Genomic DNA, 16,890 nt, shown 5'->3' with positions numbered 1-16,890 from the left:
CAAGCAACTGTTCAGGGTTGTGACCAACGCGGAAGGGGCCCTTGCTCCCTATCGGGCTCCAGACCCTCGGGGGGGACGGGCTCCCTTCCGCAACACCTTCATACCAGCATCACATCAGACAGGGGGGTAGGTGATATGGCGGCGATCTTTCCTCTCATCCTCGTGCTGATCGCCGGGATCGGTTTGGCGATCCAGCCGCCGACCAATGCCGCCTTGGCCAAGACATCGGGGTCGGTGGTGCTGGCGGCGCTGACCTCGTTCCTGATCGGAACCGCGACGCTGGCGGTGGTCTGGGCCGCGATGGACCGGACGTCCCCGGCGGCGCTGAAGGGCGCGCCCGGCTGGGCGTGGCTGGGTGGCTTTTACGGGGCGGGGTTCGTCGCGGTGCTGGCCTATGCTGCCCCGCGCCTCGGCATTTCGGTCGCGCTGACCGCCGCCATTGCCAGCCAGTTGGCGATGGCGCTGATCGTCGATCATTTCGGCTTGTTCGGGGTGCGCGTCGAGCCCGTTACCATCGGCAAGTTCGCCGGTGTCGCGCTGGTGATCGCGGGCGCGGTGCTGGTGCGGCGGGGTTAGTCTGGGCGCGGCCTTCGATCTCGCTCAGGCCGAGCGGAGAGTGTGCGTAGTAACCCTATGATCAAGTTCTTCCCCGGCGAAGGCCGGGGCCCAGTTGCAGGCGGCTAACGTAACGGCCCAATGGCGACGCTGCCGGACGCGGTCAGGACCGTTCGCCAACTGCGTAGAAACTGGGCCCCGGCCTCCGCCGGGGAGGTGGCCTTATCGAAGGCGACTGGCCCAAACCCCCGTTCCGCCTGAGCGAAGTCGAAGGCCAATCACCCCGCCGTCAGCAGCCCGTGATTCTTCTTGCCCGACGACAACTTCACCGCCTCAGCCCCAACGGCGATCACGACATTCTCGTCCGCCACCTTCTCGCCGTCGACCCGCGCGCCGCCGCCCGCGATCAGCCGCCGCGCCTCGCCCTTCGACTTGGCGAAGCCCAGCCCGATCAGCGCATCGACGATGCCGATCGATCCTCCCGCCACCGCAAAGCTCGGCAGCGCCGCCCCGGTCGAACCCTCCTCGAAGGTCCGACGCGCGGTTTCGGAGGCTTCGTCCGCCGCCGCGCGCCCACGGCACATGGCGGTCGCCTCGTTGGCGAGGATCTTCTTGGCCTCGTTGATCTCGGCGCCTTCCAGCGTTTCGAGGCGGGCGATCTCGTCCAGCGGCAGGTCGGTGAACAATCGCAGGAAGCGGCCCACGTCGCGGTCGTCGGTGTTGCGCCAGAACTGCCAGTAATCGAAATGCGGCAATTGATCCTCATGCAGCCAGACCGCGCCGGCCATGGTCTTGCCCATCTTGCCGCCGTCCGCCGTGGTGATGAGCGGTGTCGTCACGCCGAACACCTCGGTTCCATCCATGCGCCGGGCCAGTTCGATGCCGTTGACGATATTGCCCCACTGGTCCGAGCCGCCCATCTGCAGTCGGCAGCCATGACGCTTTGCCAGTTCGCGAAAGTCATAGGCCTGAAGGATCATGTAGTTGAATTCGAGGAAGCTGAGCGACTGCTCACGGTCGAGTCGCAGCTTTACCGAGTCGAACGACAGCATCCGGTTGACCGAGAAATGCTGGCCGACCTCGCGCAGGAAGGGAATATATTCCAGCGCGTCGAGCCAGTCGGCATTGTCGACCATCATCGCATCGGTGGGACCGTCGCCAAAGGTCAGGAAACGCTCGAAGATGCGCTTGATCGAGGCGACATTGGCCTGGACCCCATCTTCGGCAAGCAGCTTGCGGGCCTCGTCCTTGAAACTGGGATCGCCGATCTTGCCCGTGCCGCCCCCCATCAGGACGATCGGCTTGTGCCCGGTCTGCTGCAACCGGCGCAACAGCATGATCTGCACCAGGCTGCCGACATGGAGCGAAGGCGCGGTCGGGTCGAAGCCGATATAGCCCGGAACAACCTGCGTCGCGGCCAGCCGGTCGAATGCGGCGGCGTCCGTCATCTGGTGGACATAGCCCCGGTCGTTCAGGGTGCGAAGCAGATCGGATTGATAGGTCATAATCGCGGGGCGTTACACCACCGATCGGCGTTCGTCACCCTCCGGCAAGGAGCGCACACGCCGAGGGGCGGGGTCAAGGCCGATGACCGTGCCCCGCCCCGATGGCGTCATCAGCGGCAGACAGTGCGCCCGTTCCGCTCGACATAGGTGCAGGGACGATAGCCCGGCCCGGTATAATTGGTCTGGTCGCCCTGCGAGCGCGGGTCGACATAGCCGGGCGTCCGGCGGGCGCGATCATATTCGCGTGCGATGCGCGCGTCGCGACGGGCGCGCCAGTCACCCCCGCGCCAGCCGTCATCGTCGCCCCAGCCCGGCCGATCGTCGCGCCATCCATCGCGGTGGCCGCGCCAGTCGCGGCGGTCATCCCGCCATCCACCGCGATCATCGCGCCAGTCCCGCCGGTCGTCCCGCCAGTCTCCGCGATTGCCACGCCAGTCCCGCCGGTCGTTGCGCCAGTCGCCGCGATCGCCGCGCCAGTCTCGCAGATCGTCCCGCCATTCCCGGCGATCGCGATCGTCCCGCGGTCCCTCGTCGTGCCAGAACTGGGCCTGCGCACTCGCGACCGGCAAGGTCGTGGTCGCAGCAATGCCCATGACGGACAGCCCGATCGTGGCCAGAGCATGAAACATCGTCTTCATAGGCCAATTCCCTGGAGCGAAGGCTCCTGTTCGCGGTCAACCTATGACAGTGCGGGGCGTTCCGAATCCTGAACGGGCTGTTAGGGAACGTTCAGGAAGTCAGGGCAGGTATGTCAGCGGGCGGGCAACTGGCGAAGCGGATCGACGGGCTGACGCCCCTTGCGCAACTCGAAATGCAGTTCGGGCCGATCGGCGAAGCCGCTTTGTCCCGACAGGGCCAGTGTCTGGCCACGCTTCACGCTCTGCCCGCGCTGGACGAGCAATTTGGAGGCATGGCCATAGACGCTGGTCCAGCCATCGCCATGCTTGACGATCACCAGCCCGCCCAGCGCGGCGATGCCGTCGCCGACATAGGCGACGACCCCGTCGGCGGCGGCCCTGATCGGGGTGCCGATGGGCGCGCCGATCTTGATGCCGTCATTGCGCTCGCCGCTCGATCCCGCGCCGAACCGTTTCAGCACATGCCCCTCGATCGGCCAGGAAAAGCCCGAACTGAGCCGTGCGGGGGCGGCGACCACCGCCGTTGGGGGCAGGACGCGGCGCGGGGTCGGGCTGGGCCTGGACGGGGCCTGGTTGCTGGCCAGCGCGGGTTCGCCGCCGGTCAGGATCGAGTCGACGTCGAGCGTGAAGGCGGCCGCTCGTTCCGCAACACTGGTGGCGGGGGCGTCGACCGACGAGCCCGGGATCAGGACTCGCTGTCCCGCACGCAGCACATAGGGTTCGGTGAGCGCGTTGGCTTCGATGATCCGCGACCAGGGCACCCCATAGGCCCGCGCGATGGCGATTCCGGTTTCGCCCGAACGGACGAGATGGAACCGGCCGCCCGGGATGGTCAGCCGCTGGCCCGCGAGGATGCGATAGGGCCTGGCCAGGTCATTGGCGCGGGCGATGGCGTCCAGCCCCGCACCGGTCTGATCCGCCACACGCTGCAGGCTGTCGCCGGGCCGCACGATATAGGTCGATGCGGTGACCTCGCGCGCGTCCGGCGTGACCGGGCGGATTTCCCAGGAGGGGCGCGGCGCGGGCAGGGATGAGATCGGTGCGCCGGTGCCGTTGCTGTCCTGGGCCGGTGTCTCCTGGATCGGATCGAGATGCAGCGGTGTCGTGCGCCGGATGGGCGGGCGCGTCGCCGGTTTGCGGGGCACCGGCGCCGGTTCCGGCCGGGAAGGGACAGTCGAGGGGACGCGGCTCGGCACAGGCAGCGGAGCGGGCGCGGGATGCGATGTCGGGACCGGCCCATCCATATTGGGAATGCATCCCGTCACCATCAGGCCGGTACAGATGATCCCGAACGTCCGTCTCACACGCATTTCCCCCGGCTCGGTTCAGCGATACGCCGCGTCGAGCATAGCAAGCGATGCGTGATGCGTAAGATCGAGATGCAGCGGCGTGACGGAGATATGACCGTCGGCGATGGCGTCCAGATCAGTGTCGTCGCCCGGCTGATGCGGCAACCGGCCCAGCGCCAGCCAGTAATAGTCATAGCCGCGCGGGTCGCATCGCCGTTCAAGCTTTGCCCGACCATAATCGCGCAGGCCCTGGCGGGTGATGCGGATGCCGCATACGTCTTCCGGCGCGAGAGGAGGGAAGTTGATGTTGACCAGCGTGCGCGGTCCGAAATCCTGGTCGAGCAGCGGGCGCAGCACCCGTTCTCCCCACGCCTCCGCCGTGGCGAAGGACACCGCATCGCCGACTCCCTGCTGCGGGTAACGCTGGCTGAGCGCGATCGAGCGGATGCCCGCCAGTGCGCCTTCCATCGCGGCAGAGACTGTCCCGGAATAGAACACGTCTTCGCCCAGATTGGCCCCGCGATTGACCCCCGACAGGATCAGGTCGGGTTTGCGATCGGCCATGACCTCCCCCAACGCCATCAGCACCGAATCGGTCGGCGTCCCCGTGACCGCAAAGCGTCGCTCGCCGAACCGGCGCAGCCGCATCGGCCGGGTCAGCGTCAGCGAGCGGCTGGTCCCCGACTGATCCTCGGCCGGTGCGACGATCCAGACATCGTCCGACAAGGTCGCTGCGATCCGCTCCAGCGCGGCGAGGCCCGGCGCGTGATAGCCGTCGTCGTTGGTCAGCAGGATGCGCATCAGCGCGGATCGATCACCGCTTGCCCGCCCAGATAGGGGCGCAGCGCCTCGGGGATGACCACCGATCCGTCGGCCTGCTGGTAATTCTCCATCACCGCGACCAGCGTCCGGCCGACCGCCAGGCCCGAACCGTTGAGCGTATGGACGAAGCGCGTCCCCTTGCTCTCGGTCGGACGGTAGCGCGCGTTCATCCGGCGCGCCTGGAAATCGGTGCAGGTCGAGCAGGACGAAATCTCACGATAGCGCGCCTGTCCGGGCAACCATACCTCCAGGTCGTAGGTCCGCGCGGCGGAGAAGCCCATGTCGCCGGTGCAGAGCAGCATCCGGCGATAGGGCAGGCCGAGCGCCTCCAGCACGCTTTCGGCGGCGGCGGTCATCCACTCATGCTCGGCATCCGACTGGTCGGGGGTGGTGATCGACACCATCTCCACCTTGTCGAACTGATGCTGGCGGATCAGCCCGCGCGTGTCGCGGCCCGCCGCGCCCGCCTCGGACCGGAAGCAGGGCGTCAGCGCGGTGAAGCGCAGCGGCAGTTCCGCCTCGCTCACGATCGCCTCGCGCACCATGTTGGTCAACGAGACCTCGGCGGTGGGGATCAGCCAGCGGCCATCGGTGGTGCGGAACAGATCCTCGGCGAATTTGGGCAATTGCCCGGTGCCGAACACGGCTTCGTCGCGCACGAGGAGCGGCGGCTGCACCAGTTCGAAGCCGTGCGTCTCGGTCATGCGATCGAGCATGAACTGGCCCAGGGCGCGCGACAGCCGGGCGACAGGGCCGCGCAGCAGCGTGAAGCGCGCACCCGACAGCGCGACACCCGCCTCGAAATCCATGCCGAGCGCGGGACCGATCGCATCATGTTCGCGCGCGGTGAAGGTGAAGGTGGTCGGCTCGCCCCTGCTGTGGACCAGCTGATTGTCATCCTCGTCCGCCCCCTGGGGAACGTCCTGGGCGGGCAGGTTGGGGATCGCGGCGAGTGCAGCGGTCAGCTCCGCATCGATCGCGCGCTCCTGCTCCTCCAGTTCGGGCAGCCGTGCCTTCAGGTTGGCGACCTCGTCCATCAGCGCCTGGGCTCGGTCGTGATCGCCGGCGGCCTTGGCCTGGCCGATCAGCTTGGACAATTCGTTGCGGCGGGTCTGTACCGCCTGCGCCTCTTCGATCGAGGCCCGGCGGCGCTGGTCGATCGCGATCAGAGGCTCGGCCTGGGGGGCGGCGCCCCGCTTGGCGAGCGCGGCGTCGAAGGCGGCGGGATTGTCCCGGATCAGGCGAATGTCGTGCATGGGGCGAGGCTATGGCCTTCGCCCAGCCGTCACGCAACCCGTGGCGAACCGCCCGCGTGATCGGCCTGCCCTGCAAAGACAAGGGGAAATGCGATGCCGGTGCCGTAGAACATCGTCGTGCTGGTCGGCGATGGCCGCAAGAGGCTGTTCTGCCGTAACGAGGCGGGCGCATACGCGAATCTGACGGTCGAACATGCGGTCGAGCAGCCCGATCCGGCGGATCGTGACCAGAAGACTGATAGCGCCGGGGCGGCGGCGGGCGTGGCGCGCAGTTCGCTCCTGCGTCTGGATCGATGGGCGAGGCGGACCATCACCAGCCGGCGGAGGACCGCTTCGCCGCCGAAACCGCCGCGATGCTGCGGCAAAGAGCGTTGGCGGACGAGTTGGAGTCGCTTGTCATCGTCGCCGCACGCAGGATGCCGGGAGAACTCCGCAAGCATTATCACAAGGAGGTATCGGACCGGCTGGTGGCGGAGTTGGCCAAGGACCTGACCGACCATATGGTGCCGGATATCGCAGCCGCGCTGCAATAAGGTCTGACGACTGGGCCGTCCGGTGCGATGAGCGCCGGGCGGGCCGTCTATGTCGATCGCGACCGGCTTGCCAGACGGCGGCGCACGACCAAAGCCGCTGCGGCCGCACCGAACAGAAGCACCATCGGCGGAGCGGGCACTGGGGTAGGCGGCGGATCGTCCCCACCGCTCGAGGACGAGCCGCTGCTCGCGGAGGAACTGCTGCTGGCGGAGGAGTTGCTGGACGCCGATGATGCCGAACTGGCCGACGATCCATTGGAGGACCAGCCGGTGCTGCTCGACCCGTAGCTGCTGGACGCGCCATCGCCGGACGAGGTCCCGCTACTGCTGCCGCTGGCGCTACTGCTGCCGCTGGCGCTACTACTGCTGCCGCTGCCGCTGCTGCCGCTCGACCCGGAAGCGCTGGACGCCGGTGGGGATGAGGGTGGGTCTCCGCTGCTGGTCGACGACGGGTACCCGCTGCTGCCTGCGAAACCCCAGCCGCCGCCCCAGCCTCCCCAGCCACCGCCCCAGCCGCCGATCACGGACGGGACATAGCCGCCATCGCTGGTGATGGGCGGCGCGGCGGGCGGCAGGGGAATGGGCAGGGGCGGGGACTGGGTCGTGACGGTCACGACGACCGGGGCTGGCGTGGTCGTGGTCGTACGCCGAACGACGACGCGCTTGGTCCGCTTCGGAGGAGGGCGATGAACGATCCGCTTCTTCACCTTCGTCTGTTTGACGATGGTGGGGCGCTTGGGGCTTTCCACCATATGCACGGCACCGCCGCCGACTACGGCGCCACCCACAGCGCAGGCGGCCAGCTTCGCCAAGGCCATTCGCACTGACATCTCGGATCCTTACACAATGCAACGCGACGACGATGCCGTCCGGCCGTCCCAACGGCACCTGCCACTTTCCAGTGTCATGACAGTGACCAAAAAATCATTAATCGCCAAGCGCGATCTTGGCCCGACCGTACTGTATCGGGATTCGCGGAGTGTTTAGAAGGCAGCGGCAGAATCGCATGCTGCATTCCCAGGTGTTTGACGATGTTTTCGAGATTCGGGTGCGGAAAGCCGATTGTTCGGGCCTGTTTCATCCATCGGCCATTCATTTCGTAATATTATTATATAAAAGATGAACACGATGAAATGCCGGTCGCTTGCGGCAGGCGGTGGCTCCGATTATAGGCCGTCACGACCATCAGGGGGCGGCCCCGAGGACGCGGTGCCGAACGTCGCACCGACGGGCCCTTTGGGAGAGTGGTATGGCGACGGTGATTAATCGCGTGACGGATTCCATCGGCCCGGATGTGGCCAACGATCTTGACGAGAATTACCGCCCGAGCGCGGACGAACCCTTTATGAACGCGAAGCAGCAGGCTTATTTCCGCCGCAAGCTGATTCAGTGGAAGGATGCGATCCAGCGCGAGGCGCAGGGGACGCTGTCGCAATTGCAGGTCGATTCCCTGCGTGAACCGGATCTGACCGACCGGGCGTCGAGCGAAACCGACTGGTCGATCGAACTGCGCACCCGTGATCGCCAGCGCAAGCTGATCTCCAAGATCGACGCCGCGCTGCGTCGCCTGGAGGAAGGCGAATATGGCTATTGCGAAGTGACCGGCGAGCCGATCAGCCTGGGCCGGTTGGAGGCGCGACCGATCGCGACGATGACGGTCGAGGCACAGGAGCGGCACGAGCGCAACGAGAAGGTATCGCGCGACGATTGATGGCCGGCGTGTCGCGAACGCGCCAGGACATGGCTTTTTCGCGACATGGTCCCGATCCTGGCCTCGACAGCGTTCGGGGCCTTTGCCATGGCGTAAAGGCAGGATGGCGCGGATCGTGCGCTGGCTGTCGCGCGTTAAACCCATGGTAACGATGTGGCGGTTACTGCGAGAGTCGCGCGAGACAGAGATGGGGCCGCACGGATATCGATATGGAAGCGTTGAACCGCGAGCCCGATAACGGGAACCATCGGCAGGACGACGAAGCGGGTCATGGCAACCGGACGCAAAAGCGTGACAGTCTGCTGCTCATGGCAGCCGTCACCTTGGGCGATGGCGGTCCGCCGCGGGACGTGCGGGTCCGCAATATCTCCGAAGGTGGCTTGATGGCCGAACTTGGCGATCCCGTGGAGATCGGCTCGGCGATCACCTTCGACCTGCGGGGGATCGGCCCGGTGTTGGGCCGTGTCGCATGGTGTACGCAGGGGCGTGTCGGCGTCGCGTTCGACCGGCCGATCGATCCCAAGCTGGTTCGCAAGCCTGTAGGCGGTGGAGCCAGGACGCCGGACTATGCCAAGCCGGCCGTCGACGTGAAAGTGAAGCCGTTCAATTTCTGATCGTTGACGCCGGCCCAGGGGCGGCGGGGGACCTTAGTTGCCAGGGCTCGAAAGGGCCGCGGCGGGTCGGCTGACCCGCGCGGCCGGACAGGGTTAGAGCCCCTGCAACGTCTCCTTGAGTCTGAGCTTTTGTTTTTTCAGCTCGGCCAATACCAACGCGTCGGGGACGGGACGTTGCGACTCGGCATTGATTCGCCGATCGAGCGTCGCGTGCCTGGTCTCCAGGGCCGTTTGATGCGCCGTATGCATAGGGCTTCAACCTCCTGTACGTCGTTATGGGGGATGAAGTAGAACACCAAATCGGCTGTCTGTCCCCCCTCATTTTCATGAAAATCGGCCAGCCGAGCGAATTGACGCGATGACGTGCACCACCCCTCGTCGCGGCGTGACGGGCTTGCTAAGGGGGCTGGCGGGCAGGGTATCGATCCTGCCGACAGGCCGATCGACTGAAGATGGGGGCAGGATGGACGTCACGCAGGCGAAGGCGCGGATCGACATGTTGCGGATCGAGCATCGCGACCTGGACGACGCGATCGCCGCCCTGTCGCAACTCGCGGTGCCCGACCAGTTGCAGATTGCCCGTCTGAAGCGGCGCAAGCTGCGGCTGCGCGACGAACTTGCCGAACTGGAGGATCGGCTGATTCCCGACATCATCGCCTGAGCGATCCGTATCGGGACGATGGTGCGTGCTGAGGGGCTTGCCGCCCTTCACGCCGCCGTGCCAGCGATGGGGACATGACCGACGATGCCTCCGAGCGCTATTTCCAGACCCGGATCGTCGATGGCCTGTACCGTGAGGCGATGAGCCTGGCCGAGGCGGCGCGGGCCTATTTCGATCAGGGCGGACGGCGCGACCGCGAGGATCTCGATCCGCCGACCCGCGTGGCCTTTTCCTGCGAATCGCTCAAGGTGACGACGCGCCTGATGCATGTCATCGCCTGGATCCTGACCCAGCGCGCGGTCGAGGCAGGCGAACTCGCCTGGCAGGAGGCGTGCGATCCGGTTCGACGGCTCGGCCTTTCGCCGGACAGCGAGGATGCGGCGATCCGGCTGTTGCCCGATCGCGCGCAGCGGCTGGTCCATGCCAGTCTGGACCTGCACCGCCGGGTCGCGCGGATCGACGCCATGGCGGATGCCGTGGTGCCCGATATGGGCCCGGTGCAGGCGTTGCAGGCGCGCCTGAACGGCGTTTTCTAACCGGCGCGCAGCAGCCGCTGGCGCGCGGCTTCATATTGCCGGGCCAGCGTCGCGATGCGCGCGGCGGCGGGTTCGATCGCGTCGATCGCGCCGATGCCCTGACCCGCGCCCCAGATGTCACGCCAAGCTTTTGCCGCCTGTCCGCCGCCGAAATCCATCTTGGCGGCCTCGCCCTCCGGCAGGTGATCGGGGTCGAGTCCTGCCGCCACGATCGACGCGCGCAGATAATTGCCGTGGATGCCGGTGAACAGGCTGGAATAGACGATGTCGCTCGCGCGTCCCTCGACCACCGCCTGCTTATAGGCGGCGGCGGCATTGGCTTCGATGGTGGCGATGAAGGGGGAGCCGATATAGGCGAGGTCGGCGCCCATCGCCTGCGCCGCCAGGATCGCATCGCCGGTGGCGATCGCGCCCGCCAGCGCCAGCGGCCCGTCGAACCATTGCCGGATTTCCTGCACCAGCGCGAAGGGGGACAGCCGTCCCCCATGGCCCCCCGCGCCGGTCGCCACCGCAATCAGGCCGTCAGCGCCTTTTTCCACCGCCTTGCGCGCAAAACGGTCGTCGATCACGTCGTGCAGCGTGATGCCGCCCCAGCCATGGACGCCCGCATTCACGTCGTCGCGCGCGCCGAGCGAGGTGATGACGAGCGGCACTTTCCACTTGGCGCACACCGCCAGGTCCGCCTCCAGGCGGTCGTTGGAACGGTGGACGATCTGGTTGACCGCGAAGGGCGCGGCCGGGCGATCGGGATGCGCGCGATCATGCGCCGCCAGTTCCTCGGTGATCCGGTGCAGCCATTCGTCGAGCAGGCTGGCGGGACGCGCGTTGAGCGCGGGGAAGGAGCCCACGATCCCGGCCTTGCACTGGGCGATCACCAGATCAGGATTGGAGATGATGAACAGGGGCGACCCGATGACGGGCAGCGCCAGGCGACTCAGGGGGGCGGGCAGGCTCATGGCTTGACGATAACGTAAACGGAAAGCCTGTCCAGCATGATGGTCCTCGCGGATGAGATGGTGTGACATGCGGGTCATTTGCTTTGCGGCGCGAGCGGCGTACAGATCGCACCACTTCCAGTTGAAAGGCTTTGATCGCGATGAAGTCCGCCCTTTCGGTCCTGCTCGCCCTGACCGTCTCCACCCCGGCGCTGGCGGCGGGGCAGTTGCCGCAGACGGTGGCGCCGCTGCTCTATGACATCACCGTGCGCCCCGACGCCAAGGCGATGAGCTTTGCCGGTGAGGAAATGGTGGATGTCGACGTGCGACAGGCGACTGCGACCATCGTCCTGAACGCGGCCGACCTGAAGATCACGCAAGCGACCTTTGACGGCCAGCCGGTGTCCTTCGCGCTCGACAAGGCGGCGCAGACCGTGACGCTGACCCTGCCGCAGCCGGCGTCGGTGGGACGGCACAAGGTGGGCTTTGCCTGGACGGGCACGATCAACCGCTCGGCCAATGGCCTGTTCGCGATCGACTATAGCAATGACGATGGCAGCCAGTCGCGGATGCTGGCGACGCAGTTCGAGGCCCCCGATGCCCGCCGGTTCGCGCCGATGTGGGACGAACCCGCGTTCAAGGCCAGGTTCCGCCTGTCCGCCACCGCTCCCAAGGGGCAGATGGCGATCTCCAACATGCCGGTCGCCTCGGTGACGGCCCAGAGCGACGGGACGCAACTCTATCGTTTCGGCGAGACGCCGGTGATGTCGAGCTACCTGCTCTATTTCGGCTCGGGCGACCTCGACCGCAAGACGGTGGACGCCAATGGCGTGCAGATCGGCGTGGTCAGCCGCAAGGGCGTGGTCGATCAGGGCGATTATGCGCTCGGTTCGGCCTCCAGGCTGCTGGCCTATTATAATGACTATTTCGGGACGCCCTATCCGCTGCCCAAGATGGACATGATCGCGGGGCCGGGCTCCAGCCAGTTCTTCGGCGCGATGGAGAATTGGGGCGCGATCTTCTATTTCGAGAACGAACTGCTCTTCAATCCCAAGGTCGCGACCGAGAGCAATCGCCAGCGCATCCACACCGTCGTCGCGCATGAAATGGCGCATCAGTGGTTCGGCGATCTGGTCACGCCCCGCTGGTGGGACGACCTCTGGCTGAACGAGGGCTTTGCGTCGTGGATGGAAGGCAAGGCGAGCAACGACCTGAACCCGTCCTGGGAATCGGGCGCCGCGCTGGTGTCGGGCGAGCGCGAATCCGCCATGGGCATCGACGCGACGGCGGCGACCCATCCGATCATCCGCAAGATCGATACGGTGGATCAGATCGGCGAGGCGTTCGACAGCATCACCTATCTGAAGGGGCAGGCCGTGATCGGCATGCTTGAATCGATGCTGGGCCCCGACACGTTCCGCAAGGGAATCCGGGCCTATATGGCCAAATATAAGTATCAGAACACGGTGACCCACCAGCTGTGGGAGGAATTGTCCAAGGCGTCGGGCGTGCCGGTCGCGCAGATCGCCGACGACTTCACGCTGCAGGGCGGCGTGCCGCTCGTCACCCTGTCCGGCACCCGGTGCGAAGGGGGCAGGACGATCGCCACCCTTGTCCAGAGCCGGTTCGGGCTGGATGATGCGTCGAAGGCACCGCAGACCTGGCATGTGCCGATCCGTCTGGCGACGATCGGCGGCGGGCAGGCCAATGCGATCGTCACCGGCGCGGCCCCGACCAACGTGACGGTCGGCGGTTGCGGCACATTGGTCCTGAACCAGGACAAGGGATCCTATACCCGCGTCCTGTATGACAAGGCCGGGCATGACGCGATCGTGCGCGACTATGGCAAGCTGGGGCTGCGCGATCGTCTGGGCACGTTGAGCGACGATTACGCGCTGGCGGCGGGCGGCTATCAGGATCTGGGCCGCTGGTTCGAGCTGATGGCGCAGGTGAAGCCCGAGGCCGATCCGCTGGAGTGGCAGACGGTGGTCGGCGAACTCGGACGCCTCGACGGTCTTTATGAAAAGACGCCGCTGGAACAGCGGGTCCGCGCCCGGCTGGCGGCGATGCTGTCGCCGGTTCTCGCGCGGGTGGGGTTCGAGGCGCAGCCGGGCGAAAGCGCGCGCGTGACCAACCTGCGTGAGCAACTGATCGGCAGCCTCGGTGCGACCGGCGACGTGATGGTCGCGGCCCGTGCGCGCGGCTATGTCGGGGCGCTGGCCAAGAACCCGGAGGCAATTCCCGCGGCGATCCGGCAACCGATCCTGTCGACCTATGCGACCCAGGCGACGCCCGCCGAATGGGACAAGCTGCTGGATCTTGCCAAGGCGGAGCGCAACCCGGTGGTCAAGAACCGCTATGTCACGCTGCTGGGCTATGCGCGGGACGAAAGCGCGGCGCGCCGGGCGCTCGGCCTGCTGAAAGGAAACACGTTTACCCCGCCCCAGCGCGCGGCCCTGTTGCGGGCGATCGCGGGCGCGCATCCCGACATGGCGTTCGACTGGGCGGTGGCCAACAAGACGCTGGTCGACAGCTTCCTGGAGGAAAGCAACCGCGCGACCTTCATCGTCGGGCTGGGCGCGGGATCGAACGATCCGGCGATGCCCGGCAAGATCCAGGCCTTTGCCGACGCCAATCTGCCCGAAGGATCGCGCGGCGGGGCCAAGCGCTCGATCGCGCAGATCGCAGTGCGCAAGGCGGTCGCCGAACGGTTGAAGCCCGCGGTCGAGAACTGGCTGTCACGCTGACGGCGGATATTCGCCTGTCCTCGGCCGGACTCCGACAAGGCTCGGGTCCGGCCCGGTCATGGGTCTCGGGCTGCCGATCTTCCGGGGGGCAGCGGGGCCGGGATATTCCCCTTTGCGGCAGCTTGTCCGGGCCGCCAAAACGCGGAACCATAACCCGTCCGTCCTTGAACAGAGAGTATTTCGTGATCCGCAAAAGCCTTGTTCTCCTGCTGTCCGCCACCGTCCTGACCGCTCCGCTCGCCGCGCAGGATGAAGACGATAAGAGGGCGGGATCGCATGCCGAAGCGGCGAAGGCCGAGGCGGAGGCCGCCTGGGCGCGCGCGCCGCTGGATGAGAGCGAGGTCCGGCACCGGGACAGTGTCACGATCGACGGCCGCACCTATGCCTATATGGCCTCTGCCGGCACGCTGACCGTACGCGATATCGAGGGCAAGCCGACCGCGTCGATGTTCTACACCGCCTACACGCTGGACGGAACGAAGCCGGGGACCCGGCGCCCGATCACCTTTCTGTACAATGGCGGGCCGGGATCGCCGTCGCTGTGGCTGCGGATGGGGTCGTTCGCGCCGATCCGTATCCGCACGACCAGCCCCGAATTCGTGCGGCCCGCGCCCTATGATGTCGGGCCGAACCCGGATTCGCTGCTCGACAAGACCGATCTGGTATTTCTCGACGCGATCGGGTCGGGCTATTCGCGGCCGCTGGGCGATATGAAGCCCGCGCAGTTCTATGGCGTCGACGAGGATGTCGACGTCTTCGCCAAAGCGATCCAGCGCTATGTCACAAAATATGGCCGCTGGATGAGCCCCAAATTCCTGCTCGGCGAAAGCTATGGTACGCTGCGCTCGGGCGCGCTGGCCTATCAGTTGAAGGAGCGCGGCATGGCGCTGAACGGCGTGGTGCTGCTCAGTTCGATCATGAATTACGGCTATCGCCAGCCGGGGCTCGACCAGGTCTACCTGAATTATCTGCCCAGCTATGCGGCCACCGCCTGGTATCATAATCGCCTGGCCGATCGCCCCGCCGATGTCGCGACCGTGGTGGCGCAGGCGCGCGCCTTTGCCGTCGGGCCCTATATGTCCGCCCTGGCCAAGGGACAGACTATTTCGCCGGAGGAGCGCGACCGTGTTGCCGAGCAGATGAGCCGGTTGATCGGCCTGTCGCCCGACTTCATCAAGCGTGCCAATCTGCGTATCGACCTGCCGCGTTTCCAGAAAGAACTGTTGCGCGGTTCGGCGCGGACGGTGGGCCGGTTCGATTCGCGATATCTGGGAGTCGACGCCGACGCGGCGGGCGAGGCGCCAGAGACGGATGCGTCCTCCGATGCGATCTCGGGCGCCTATATCGCGTCGTTTCAGGATTATCTGCAATCGACGCTCGGCTACAGGACCGAATTGCCCTACCGCCTGTCCGCGCGCGACGCGGCGGGCTGGACGTGGAACTGGCGGCACAAGGCGCCGGATGGCGGGCAGAATAATCCGAACACCGCGATCGACCTGGCGGCGGCGATGCGGGCCAACCCGTATCTGAAAGTGCTGTCGATGAACGGCTATTACGATATGGCGACGCCGTTCTTCGGGACCGAGAATGATCTGGGCCATATGATGCTGGAGCCGGCGCAGCAGGCGAATCTGCGTTTCGCTTATTATCCGGCGGGGCACATGACCTATCTCAATCCCGACGCGCTGCACCAGATGAAGGCCGATCTGTCGCGCTGGTATGACGAAGCGATCAGCGATGCGAAATCCGCGACGCCGCCGGTGCCGCCGTCGGGCCAGCGCGGCAAGCGATCCGGCACCTGATCGGATAACCATGGGGGCGGGGATGGTCGATCCCGCCTCCCCAGGCTCGACAAGCGTCTCGCCGCCGACTAGCCTTGCGAAAAAGCGTCAGTCTTTTCGGCGAAGGAGAGAGGCGGATGGGCGCGATGAGCGTTCGGCATAGCGACAGGGTTCTGGACGTCGTTCGTTCGCCCAGCGGCGCGGCCGTGTCGGCGATCGCCGCCTCCTGGTGCCGATCCGCGCTCAATCACCGGCTGGACCCCGAGCGTTGCGATCCGCGCGAGCGGATCGGCGATCGTGATCTGGTCAATCTGCGTGCCGAACATGGCATGATGCTGTCGGTCGTGACCCCCGTGCTGGATCAGTTGTTCCGCTCGGTCGGGCGATCGGGCTGCGCCGTGATCTTCAGCGATTCGCACGGTGTGATCCTCGAACGGCGCGTGCATGACGGCGATGTTCAGGATTTCGGTCAGGCGGGGCTGGTCGCCGGCGCGCGCTGGAGCGAGGCGGCGGAGGGCACCAACGGCATCGGCACCTGCCTTTATGAGGATCAGCCGGTCATCATCCACCGCGATCAGCATTTCGCCGCGCGCAATGTCGAGATCAGCTGCATGGATGCGCCGATCCACGATCCGCACGGCAGGCTGGCCGCGGCGCTCGATGTGTCCAGTTGTCGGGAAGACCATGGCCCGGCGATGGGCGAGATTATCGCCGCGCTGGTCCGGGATGCGGCGCGCAAGATCGAGCGTGATTTCTTCTGCCGCCATTTCGCGGGACGGCGCATCGTCTTCCTGTCGGACGATACGGCGACCGGCACCGCGCTGCTGGCGGTTGATCGCGACGATCTGGTCGTCGGGGCCAGTCGCGCGGCACGGCTGCGCCTGGGGCTTGGCGATTCGGCCTTGGCGACGCCGCGCGCGCTGAACCAGGTGTTGGGCGAAGGCGCGGTGCCATCGTTCGAGGGTGCCGATCGCACCGTGCTGCGCCAGGCGCTGGCGCAGGCGGGCGGCAATGCCAGTCGCGCCGCGCGGCTGCTCGGCATTGGGCGCGCGACCTTCTACCGGCGCATGGCGCGGGTCGGCCTCAACGCCTGACAGATCGGGGGCCGACCGATCAGGTGGCGATGCTGTCTCTGTAGTGAGACAAAGTCATCGCCGTGTATCTGTCATGCTCTTCCCGATCTAGGGTGCGTCTGCATTTGCAGGATTTCCATGAGGCGAGAGTTCTGATTCAAGGTTGGTGAAGGAGCCAGGCCTTGAGCAGACGGACGCTGACGGACGAGCAATGGGAGCGGATCGCGGGTTATC

General features: G+C 66.4%; 18 protein-coding genes. 11 read left to right on the top strand and 7 right to left on the bottom strand.

Annotated elements, in window-relative coordinates:
- The first annotated feature begins 135 nt into the window (after positions 1-135).
- Positions 136-576, top strand: coding sequence for a DMT family transporter (locus RN629_RS17275; RefSeq protein ID WP_407036352.1), 441 nt, complete (start codon positions 136-138; stop codon positions 574-576).
- A 257-nt stretch (positions 577-833) separates the two neighbouring features.
- On the opposite strand, the gene tyrS is transcribed toward RN629_RS17275, so the two are convergent.
- The 5 genes from tyrS to serS form a co-directional block, all read right to left on the bottom strand.
- A complete protein-coding gene (gene tyrS, locus RN629_RS17270; RefSeq protein ID WP_407036351.1) occupies positions 834-2,060 on the bottom strand; it encodes a tyrosine--tRNA ligase in 1,227 nt (408 codons plus the stop codon).
- A gap of 110 nt (positions 2,061-2,170) precedes the next feature.
- On the bottom strand, positions 2,171-2,698 hold the full coding sequence (locus RN629_RS17265) for a hypothetical protein (protein ID WP_407036350.1): 528 nt from the start codon (positions 2,696-2,698) through the stop codon (positions 2,171-2,173).
- Between the two features lie 113 nt (positions 2,699-2,811).
- On the bottom strand, positions 2,812-3,966 hold the full coding sequence (locus RN629_RS17260) for a peptidoglycan DD-metalloendopeptidase family protein (protein WP_407036354.1): 1,155 nt from the start codon (positions 3,964-3,966) through the stop codon (positions 2,812-2,814).
- A gap of 57 nt (positions 3,967-4,023) precedes the next feature.
- The gene (surE, locus tag RN629_RS17255; protein ID WP_407036349.1) at positions 4,024-4,788 is read right to left on the bottom strand and encodes a 5'/3'-nucleotidase SurE; all 765 of its coding nucleotides are present in this window, start codon (positions 4,786-4,788) and stop codon (positions 4,024-4,026) included.
- Positions 4,788-6,065, bottom strand: coding sequence for a serine--tRNA ligase (gene serS, locus RN629_RS17250; RefSeq protein WP_407036348.1), 1,278 nt, complete (start codon positions 6,063-6,065; stop codon positions 4,788-4,790). Before serS ends, surE begins: the two co-directional genes overlap by 1 nt.
- Positions 6,066-6,358: 293 nt before the next feature.
- Between serS and RN629_RS17245 the strand changes: the two genes are divergently transcribed.
- The 5 genes from RN629_RS17245 (at position 6,359) to RN629_RS17225 (ending at position 8,923) form a co-directional block, all read left to right on the top strand.
- Positions 6,359-6,598, top strand: a complete 240-nt coding sequence (locus RN629_RS17245; RefSeq protein WP_407036347.1) for a baeRF12 domain-containing protein — start codon at positions 6,359-6,361, stop codon at positions 6,596-6,598.
- A gap of 27 nt (positions 6,599-6,625) precedes the next feature.
- Positions 6,626-6,886: a hypothetical protein gene (locus tag RN629_RS17240; RefSeq protein WP_407036346.1), complete on the top strand. Its 261-nt coding sequence runs from the start codon at positions 6,626-6,628 to the stop codon at positions 6,884-6,886.
- Positions 6,887-7,284: 398 nt separating this feature from the next.
- A complete protein-coding gene (locus RN629_RS17235; RefSeq protein ID WP_407036345.1) occupies positions 7,285-7,425 on the top strand; it encodes a hypothetical protein in 141 nt (46 codons plus the stop codon).
- Positions 7,426-7,847: 422 nt separating this feature from the next.
- Positions 7,848-8,309: an RNA polymerase-binding protein DksA gene (gene dksA, locus RN629_RS17230; RefSeq protein WP_407036344.1), complete on the top strand. Its 462-nt coding sequence runs from the start codon at positions 7,848-7,850 to the stop codon at positions 8,307-8,309.
- Positions 8,310-8,518: 209 nt separating this feature from the next.
- Positions 8,519-8,923: a PilZ domain-containing protein gene (locus tag RN629_RS17225; protein WP_407036343.1), complete on the top strand. Its 405-nt coding sequence runs from the start codon at positions 8,519-8,521 to the stop codon at positions 8,921-8,923.
- A 93-nt stretch (positions 8,924-9,016) separates the two neighbouring features.
- On the opposite strand, the gene RN629_RS17220 is transcribed toward RN629_RS17225, so the two are convergent.
- Positions 9,017-9,172 (bottom strand): YdcH family protein, encoded by a 156-nt coding sequence (locus RN629_RS17220; RefSeq protein ID WP_407036342.1) that lies wholly within the window; start codon positions 9,170-9,172, stop codon positions 9,017-9,019.
- A 214-nt stretch (positions 9,173-9,386) separates the two neighbouring features.
- Between RN629_RS17220 and RN629_RS17215 the strand changes: the two genes are divergently transcribed.
- The gene (locus tag RN629_RS17215; RefSeq protein WP_407036341.1) at positions 9,387-9,584 is read left to right on the top strand and encodes a YdcH family protein; all 198 of its coding nucleotides are present in this window, start codon (positions 9,387-9,389) and stop codon (positions 9,582-9,584) included.
- A 74-nt stretch (positions 9,585-9,658) separates the two neighbouring features.
- Positions 9,659-10,120, top strand: coding sequence for a DUF1465 family protein (locus RN629_RS17210; RefSeq protein ID WP_407036340.1), 462 nt, complete (start codon positions 9,659-9,661; stop codon positions 10,118-10,120).
- Here the strand turns inward: RN629_RS17210 and RN629_RS17205 are convergent.
- Positions 10,117-11,076, bottom strand: a complete 960-nt coding sequence (locus RN629_RS17205; protein ID WP_407036339.1) for an NAD(P)H-dependent flavin oxidoreductase — start codon at positions 11,074-11,076, stop codon at positions 10,117-10,119. The genes RN629_RS17210 and RN629_RS17205 overlap by 4 nt on opposite strands.
- Before the next feature lie 140 nt (positions 11,077-11,216).
- Between RN629_RS17205 and RN629_RS17200 the strand changes: the two genes are divergently transcribed.
- The 3 genes from RN629_RS17200 to RN629_RS17190 all read left to right on the top strand — a co-directional run bounded on the left by RN629_RS17200 (position 11,217) and on the right by RN629_RS17190 (position 16,677).
- Positions 11,217-13,802 (top strand): M1 family metallopeptidase, encoded by a 2,586-nt coding sequence (locus RN629_RS17200; protein WP_407036338.1) that lies wholly within the window; start codon positions 11,217-11,219, stop codon positions 13,800-13,802.
- Positions 13,803-13,987: 185 nt separating this feature from the next.
- Positions 13,988-15,604, top strand: a complete 1,617-nt coding sequence (locus RN629_RS17195) for a S10 family peptidase (protein WP_407036353.1) — start codon at positions 13,988-13,990, stop codon at positions 15,602-15,604.
- 116 nt (positions 15,605-15,720) lie between these two features.
- Positions 15,721-16,677 carry a GAF domain-containing protein gene (locus tag RN629_RS17190; RefSeq protein WP_407036337.1) on the top strand — a complete coding sequence of 319 codons (957 nt, stop codon included), beginning with the start codon at positions 15,721-15,723 and terminating at the stop codon, positions 16,675-16,677.
- Positions 16,678-16,890: the final 213 nt, after the last annotated feature.

Origin of the sequence: Facivitalis istanbulensis, assembly GCF_040560405.1 — a bacterium.
Classification (GTDB): Bacteria; Pseudomonadota; Alphaproteobacteria; order Sphingomonadales; family Sphingomonadaceae; genus Sphingomonas; species Sphingomonas istanbulensis.
This window is presented reverse-complemented; position numbering and strand designations above follow the sequence as displayed.

Excerpts from the sequence above, each read along its gene's own strand:
- RN629_RS17225 (WP_407036343.1), top strand. The coding sequence starts at position 8,519 with ATGGAAGCGTTGAACCGCGAGCCCGATAACGGGAACCATCGGCAGGAC.
- RN629_RS17260 (WP_407036354.1), bottom strand. The coding sequence starts at position 3,966 with ATGGTGACGGGATGCATTCCCAATATGGATGGGCCGGTCCCGACATCG.
- RN629_RS17190 (WP_407036337.1), top strand. The coding sequence starts at position 15,721 with ATGGGCGCGATGAGCGTTCGGCATAGCGACAGGGTTCTGGACGTCGTT.
- RN629_RS17235 (WP_407036345.1), top strand. The coding sequence starts at position 7,285 with ATGAACGATCCGCTTCTTCACCTTCGTCTGTTTGACGATGGTGGGGCG.
- RN629_RS17205 (WP_407036339.1), bottom strand. The coding sequence starts at position 11,076 with ATGAGCCTGCCCGCCCCCCTGAGTCGCCTGGCGCTGCCCGTCATCGGG.
- RN629_RS17215 (WP_407036341.1), top strand. The coding sequence starts at position 9,387 with ATGGACGTCACGCAGGCGAAGGCGCGGATCGACATGTTGCGGATCGAG.
- RN629_RS17265 (WP_407036350.1), bottom strand. The coding sequence starts at position 2,698 with ATGAAGACGATGTTTCATGCTCTGGCCACGATCGGGCTGTCCGTCATG.
- RN629_RS17240 (WP_407036346.1), top strand. The coding sequence starts at position 6,626 with ATGAGCGCCGGGCGGGCCGTCTATGTCGATCGCGACCGGCTTGCCAGA.
- serS (WP_407036348.1), bottom strand. The coding sequence starts at position 6,065 with ATGCACGACATTCGCCTGATCCGGGACAATCCCGCCGCCTTCGACGCC.
- dksA (WP_407036344.1), top strand. The coding sequence starts at position 7,848 with ATGGCGACGGTGATTAATCGCGTGACGGATTCCATCGGCCCGGATGTG.
- RN629_RS17245 (WP_407036347.1), top strand. The coding sequence starts at position 6,359 with ATGGGCGAGGCGGACCATCACCAGCCGGCGGAGGACCGCTTCGCCGCC.
- surE (WP_407036349.1), bottom strand. The coding sequence starts at position 4,788 with ATGCGCATCCTGCTGACCAACGACGACGGCTATCACGCGCCGGGCCTC.
- RN629_RS17200 (WP_407036338.1), top strand. The coding sequence starts at position 11,217 with ATGAAGTCCGCCCTTTCGGTCCTGCTCGCCCTGACCGTCTCCACCCCG.
- tyrS (WP_407036351.1), bottom strand. The coding sequence starts at position 2,060 with ATGACCTATCAATCCGATCTGCTTCGCACCCTGAACGACCGGGGCTAT.
- RN629_RS17210 (WP_407036340.1), top strand. The coding sequence starts at position 9,659 with ATGACCGACGATGCCTCCGAGCGCTATTTCCAGACCCGGATCGTCGAT.
- RN629_RS17220 (WP_407036342.1), bottom strand. The coding sequence starts at position 9,172 with ATGCATACGGCGCATCAAACGGCCCTGGAGACCAGGCACGCGACGCTC.
- RN629_RS17275 (WP_407036352.1), top strand. The coding sequence starts at position 136 with ATGGCGGCGATCTTTCCTCTCATCCTCGTGCTGATCGCCGGGATCGGT.